This window comes from Corynebacterium sp. (genome assembly GCF_030826625.1).
Classification (GTDB): domain Bacteria; phylum Actinomycetota; class Actinomycetes; order Mycobacteriales; family Mycobacteriaceae; genus Corynebacterium.
In genome coordinates this window covers 24,032-30,101 of the sequence record NZ_JAPJNQ010000019.1, presented here as the reverse complement: position 1 = coordinate 30,101, position 6,070 = coordinate 24,032, and the positions used below count along the sequence as shown (strand labels likewise).

At 56.3% G+C, this 6,070-nt stretch carries 5 protein-coding genes; 4 read left to right on the top strand and 1 reads right to left on the bottom strand.

The window, feature by feature from the left end; genetic code table 11:
* From guaA to RCH87_RS03985, 3 genes are all read left to right on the top strand, one after another.
* The coding region (gene guaA / locus RCH87_RS03995; protein ID WP_306515452.1) for a glutamine-hydrolyzing GMP synthase at nucleotides 1–1,190 on the top strand (1,190 nt) is incomplete at its 5' end.
* Nucleotides 1,191–1,763: 573 nt separating this feature from the next.
* On the top strand, nucleotides 1,764–2,606 hold the full coding sequence (locus RCH87_RS03990) for a hypothetical protein (RefSeq protein WP_306515451.1): 843 nt from the start codon (nucleotides 1,764–1,766) through the stop codon (nucleotides 2,604–2,606).
* A complete protein-coding gene (locus RCH87_RS03985) occupies nucleotides 2,607–4,295 on the top strand; it encodes a DNA polymerase Y family protein (RefSeq protein WP_306515450.1) in 1,689 nt (562 codons plus the stop codon).
* Here the strand turns inward: RCH87_RS03985 and RCH87_RS03980 are convergent.
* On the bottom strand, nucleotides 4,292–4,888 hold the full coding sequence (locus RCH87_RS03980; RefSeq protein ID WP_306515449.1) for a hypothetical protein: 597 nt from the start codon (nucleotides 4,886–4,888) through the stop codon (nucleotides 4,292–4,294). The genes RCH87_RS03985 and RCH87_RS03980 overlap by 4 nt on opposite strands.
* 248 nt (nucleotides 4,889–5,136) lie before the next feature.
* Here RCH87_RS03980 and RCH87_RS03975 point away from each other — a divergent pair, with 248 nt between their 5' ends.
* The gene (locus RCH87_RS03975; protein WP_306515448.1) at nucleotides 5,137–6,066 is read left to right on the top strand and encodes a sucrase ferredoxin; all 930 of its coding nucleotides are present in this window, start codon (nucleotides 5,137–5,139) and stop codon (nucleotides 6,064–6,066) included.
* Nucleotides 6,067–6,070 lie beyond the last annotated feature (4 nt).

Below are 6,070 nucleotides of genomic sequence, written 5' to 3'. Positions count from 1 at the left end.
CCCACAAGGTGTGGATGTCGCACGGCGATTCCGTCTCTCAGGCGCCGGAAGGTTTTGAAGTCACCGCAACTTCGGCCGGCGCACCGGTGGCCGCATTTGAGTGCCTGGAAAAGAAGATGGCTGGCGTGCAGTATCATCCAGAGGTTTTGCACAGCCCGCATGGCCAGCAGGTGCTGGAGCGCTTCTTGACGCAGGTCGCGGGCTTGCAGCCGACGTGGACTCCAGGCGCTATTGCTGAGTCTCTGGTGGCAGATGTCCGTGCCCAGATCGGGGAAGGCCGCGCGATTTGTGGTCTGTCCGGTGGTGTGGACTCCGCGGTGGCTGCAGCGCTGGTGCAGCGCGCGATTGGTGACCGGTTGACCTGTGTTTTCGTTGATCACGGGCTGCTGCGCTCTGGTGAGCGCGAGCAGGTCGAGCAGGATTTCGTTGCCGCAACCGGTGCACGCCTGGTTACGGTCGATGAGCGTGAGGCTTTCTTGAACAAGCTAGCCGGTGTTACCGATCCGGAAGCCAAGCGTAAGGCGATTGGTGCGGAGTTCATCCGTTCCTTCGAGCGCGCCGTGGCTGGCGTGTTGGATGATGCCCCGGAGGGTGCTTCCGTGGACTTCCTGGTGCAGGGCACGCTGTATCCAGACGTCGTGGAATCCGGCGGGGGATCGGGCACGGCGAATATTAAATCGCACCACAACGTCGGTGGTTTGCCGGACGACGTGGAATTTGAGCTTGTTGAGCCACTGCGTCTGCTGTTCAAAGATGAGGTTCGTGCCGTGGGGCGTGAATTGGGCTTGCCGGATGAAATTGTCTCCCGCCAGCCATTCCCTGGTCCGGGCTTGGGCATCCGCATCATCGGTGAGGTTACCGCAGACCGTTTGGAAACCCTGCGCGCGGCAGATCTGATTGCCCGTGAAGAGCTGACGGCCGCAGGCATGGATGCAGAGATCTGGCAGTGCCCAGTGGTTTTGCTTGCCGACGTACGCTCTGTCGGTGTGCAGGGCGATGGCCGTACCTACGGTCACCCGATTGTGCTGCGCCCGGTGTCCTCGGAAGATGCAATGACCGCTGACTGGACCCGCGTGCCTTATGAGGTGCTGGAGACGATCTCGACGCGTATCACCAATGAGGTGACAGAGGTCAACCGAGTGGTCGTCGACGTGACTTCCAAGCCACCAGGAACCATCGAGTGGGAATAAGGAGTAGTTGACAATGCTGGGCCTGAAGCTAGTTTAGATCTCAGTTTGCTTCAGGCGCTTGGCGCTAGCGCTTTCGAGTCTCAGCTCCGGAGATGAAAACGATCAGTGCTAGTGTCGCTATTGCCATCGTCGCTAATGTCGAAGCTATTTCGGTAATAGTCAATATGATGGCAATTAACGCTAGTACTATGGATACAACGTTATGAATCCGCATTTTTTAATAGCAATTCTCACGAATTCCTGAAATTCCGGCATGAGCCTGGCTTTGAATAGTACCAAGAGATACCGCCGCCACTAGAATTGTTGTAGTTAATTTCCTGGTTATTAGATTTTTTATTTTTCCTCCCAGTCAGTGGGCTTGACAACCCTGTGCTTATGCAGAAACCCCTCTTGGATAAGATAATTTTATTAAACTTTGCCTAACCTTGCCAATAACTAAATTTTAGGTAGGGGCAGCATGTATGGAAAATGATCTGATTTTCTGGGTCTACGCATTGTAAATGTTAGATCCTTGATAGCTCCAAGTGTTCGAACATGGTTGCGTGTTTAGAAAACCTGTGCCATACTTCTGTTATGAATCAAACAGGCATTCGTTCGGTGAGCGGGCAGGAGCAGCAGGAATCTGCAGCTGCGCTTGCCGACGTGCGTGCGGAGCGTGTGGCATCGTTGCGGAATAAAATTTCTGGCTTGGAGTCCGCATCGAGCTTGGCTCCCGTGCAACAAAAACGACGTCTGCACAGTGTTGATTCTGCTTTTGCAGCAGGCGAAGCTTCTGTCGGTTCATACCGTGTAGTGGAATTTTCTGGTCAGCTCTCTAGGGTCATTCCCACCGGTGGGCTGCCAAAAAACTCTGTCACTCATTGTAATGACTGCCCTGCACTCGTCGCTGAACTTATCGCACATATGAGCGTACAAGGAAAAGCAATCGCTATTGTGAACTGGTCGGAACTCTCCTTGGCCCAGGTCGCAGAAAACGGAGATCTCTCCAAAATCATTTCGGTTCCTCATCCAGGAAAGGAATGGATGACGGTGCTCGGCGTACTGGCAGAAGGCGTGGATGTGCTGATTTATCGCAGCCCGCGTACTCACACGTTGAGTCCTTCACAAGCACGCCCGCTACTGGCGAAAATCCGCAAGGGTAGGGCGGCTGTGCTCACTGTTGGTGCACAAGTGCCCTCACCGGCATTGACAATTAATGCTCAGGTCACTGGTTTTGCTGGCATCGGTTGCGGTACTGGGCGCATCCGAAATACAGAAATTGCGGTCAGCTCCTACAGCAAAACCCACCGGAATGGGCCGGTCATGCTCACGTGCGGTGCGCGCTCCAGCGCAGTGCCTAACGCCTCCGTACCTGGCGCCGCAGTACCTAGCAGCGTCGAACCAGTCAGCGCCGAACCACTACAGGCGGTGCAGTAAATGACTGCCACGGTTCCGTCTCGCATTCACCCGACAGCAGAACGAAGCATTCAGCCTGCAGCAGAAATACAACAGCATTCCCGCAGGGTAAACAACCGCATTGCTGTGTTGTGGTTTCCAGACTGGCCAGTGCAAGCCGCATTGCTGGAAGAAAACCGCCAGTCCATGAGCGCAGAAAGCCCGGCTATCGCATTGGCCAGCAACCATCGCATCACAGCGTGCTGCGATAAAGCCCGCGGTCATGGGGTACGCCGTGGCATGAAACTGCGCGCAGCCCAAGCATTGTGCCCATCCATGCTGGTGCGTGATACCGACCCGCAACGTGACGGCCGCCTGTTTAGCGCCATTGTCGAGGAACTGGAGGATGTCTCTGCATCCCTTGAGGTGCTGCGCCCTGGGATGGTTGCGCTGAACCTGACTGCCGCCACGCGTTTCTACGGCAGTGAACAAGCCGCCTTGGAACATTTCATTGATGCTGCTGCACACGAGGGAATCGATGCCACCGTTGGGGCTGCCGACGAGTTACCCACTGCCATCATTGCTGCCCGGCACCGTGTGCTTGGATCAGTTGTCCAGCCCCGTGAGTCCGCGGCATTCTTGCGGCAGCAACCACTGTCTGTGCTGCTCGCAGAACCCGCGTTGGGCTGTCAGAAAGACACCGTGGAAACCCTTGGTGGTCTAGGTATTTCCACCTTGGGGGAGCTTACTGAACTGCCTACCACCGCGATCAGCACTCGCTTCGGCAGCGCGGGTCTGCACTGCCACCGCATCGCTAGCGCGCAACAGCAACGCAACGTCGCTCCCGATGCAACAGAGCTGGACCTGTCGGCTACCATCGCACCGGAAGAGCCCATCACGCGTGTTGATGAAGCCGCCTTTATTGCGCGCATGCTCGCCGACCAGGTGCACCAGCAACTAGCCGCACAGGGGCTGAATTGTGTGCGCATCAAAATTGCCGCAGAAACTGACGACGGAACGACGATTTCTAAAGTCTGGCGCACCACCACGGCATTGACAGAACACGCCACTGCCGAACGCGTACGCTGGCAACTCGATGGATGGCTTTCCAGCGGCGGGGCCGGGGCGATCGTGGAATTATCCCTGATCCCATTGGAAACCCAAACTCCGACAACCACCGGCTCCATCATTGAAGCCGATACTGCCGTGGCAGAAGAAACCACTACCACCGTGGTGTCTCGTTTGCAGTCGATGCTCGGTTTTGATGCCGTACAACAACCGCATGCTGTTGGCGGTAGGGGAGTTGCCGAGCGTGTGCGCTTTTTGCCCTATGGGCAGGCTGCAGAAAATATTCGGGAACCTGGCCGGCACAATGCAGAATGGATCGGTGCCATCCCCTCACCACTACCAACGCGACTGGGTGGCGGGCTGGATCACCCCGCCAGCCGAGTGCGCTTGGTAGACAAACACGGCAACCCGGTTTTTGTCACCGCAGAGGCACTGTTGAGTGCCGACCCCGTCGGCATGTCCTGGGGAAAAAAGAAATTCCAGGTGCTTGGTTGGTCGGTGCCATGGCCCGTGGACACCGGATGGTGGGAAAGCGAGATTTCTGATGAAAGCCAGCGGCTCGCGCGGATGCAGCTCGTCGGCAAGAGCGCCGGTGAGCAGCACCCAAAAGCGTGGCTCTTAGTGTGGCAACACCGTGCTTGGTGTATCGAAGCCATGTACTAATGCAGAATATCAATGACCAGCCGCGTCGGTCCCCGTAAAACCTGTACCGAAAATGGCTGTTTCATATCCAACCCCAGGAAATACTGGGCACGGCCGTCATGCATACCACCAGGGATGAACTCCTTGACGACGCCGAGCTGCTTGCCCAGATCAGAGTCTAGTTTGGCTACCTCGTCATAATCTGGACTGGGAAGATCCTTTGCAATCTCATCCGAGCGCACCACGCCGTCGATGTTGATATTCAAGGCCACGAAATGCTCCATATCCACAGTGCGGCCCGAGCCCTGATAGAAGGGCTGTTCGGTATAAGAGACATACCAGCCCGGCATGCCGTTGCCTGCCATTTCAAAAACCACACGATCGAAATCATCATGCCCAGCAATGCGAATATCTGTGACAGCCAATTGGGCCGGTGCCTCCAAACGCTCCGTCTTTGGCGCGCCATTAGCATCGCCCAGAGCCGTCAAACCCGCCGGTGCCGAATGCTCAGGCTGTGGCGAGGCTGGAGTTTGCGGGGTAAGAGCACCGTCGGAACCTGCGCTTCCCGTCTGTGCTTTTTCAACAGCATCCGTGTGCGCGGGATGTGAATTCACGGAATGGTCATCAGGCCGGTGCCCCCCGGACCCCATCCCGGCAACATTCGTCCCGGAATCCATGCATGCGCCTAACAGCAGACAGCTTGCTACCGCAGTAGCTAAGCCTGGCACGTATCGCTTCCGGGAAACCATATTCATTACCGTAGTCGCCCACAATACTGGGGGCCAAGACAATCAGCGTACAAAAGCAAAGCGATAGAAAGGCTCAACCAAATCGTTGCCTAATTGTGTTCTAGGCTGGGGGTATGACTGAACCTGAATCCCGGAACCACAATCCACGATGCTCTGATGTGCAAATAGAACCATTACCTGGCACCGCTAAACGCGACCGGATGTATGTGGTTTTTGAATGGCCCGCGGGCTGGAGCCATGACGTACTTGATGGTGATACTTTCGGCGTGGAGCTTTCCAAGAAAATCAAAGAGCACTTGGGTTCTGGGGTGGGGTTCCAACTTATCCGCAAACCTGGTCGCGCCGGGCACCAGATGCCCCGTCAGCACCGGGTGTATTTGGTGTATCCGGAACAGGCATATACGGAGCTACTTTATATCGATGGGCCGGAAGATATTCTGCAACTGGATCTGACAGGGCCGGGGAACAATAAACAATTTGCTGCCCGACCCAGCCGTGATCCACTGCTCCTGGTATGCACGCACGCTAAACGCGACATTTGCTGCGCGGTGAAAGGACGTCCGCTGGCTGCATACTTGGAAACGAAATCGTCTACCGGTGACGTGGTCTGGGAAACCTCGCACACTAAAGGCCACAGGTTTGCACCGGCGATGCTGTTGCTGCCGTGGGGCTATAGCTTTGGACGGCTGAATGAGCAGGCTGGTGGTGAACTTTTGCATGCGGCCGAAGAAGGCCAATATTTTCATCCCGCCAACCGTGGGCGGGGAATCTACGATGAGCCGAGCCAGGCCGCGGAAGTAGCGGTGGCCGGTGAATTGTTGGCCGCCGGTGAGCAGCTCTATTACCAAGATATGGTTTTTGCTCAGCGGCTGGAGTCTAGCGATTCCAGCGCCGAAACTTGCGCGGTAAAGGTCGGCCACCGCGATGGTCGTGTGTGGCAAGTGAGGTTGGAGAACAAGCTATTCGACGGCGTCGTGGCTTCCTGCGGGAAAAACCCTGCGACGAAGCCGGGCTGGGTGGTCACTGATTTAGCGGCGTCCTGATATT

Excerpts from the sequence above, each read along its gene's own strand:
- RCH87_RS03990 (WP_306515451.1), top strand. The coding sequence starts at position 1,764 with ATGAATCAAACAGGCATTCGTTCGGTGAGCGGGCAGGAGCAGCAGGAA.
- RCH87_RS03985 (WP_306515450.1), top strand. The coding sequence starts at position 2,607 with ATGACTGCCACGGTTCCGTCTCGCATTCACCCGACAGCAGAACGAAGC.
- RCH87_RS03975 (WP_306515448.1), top strand. The coding sequence starts at position 5,137 with ATGACTGAACCTGAATCCCGGAACCACAATCCACGATGCTCTGATGTG.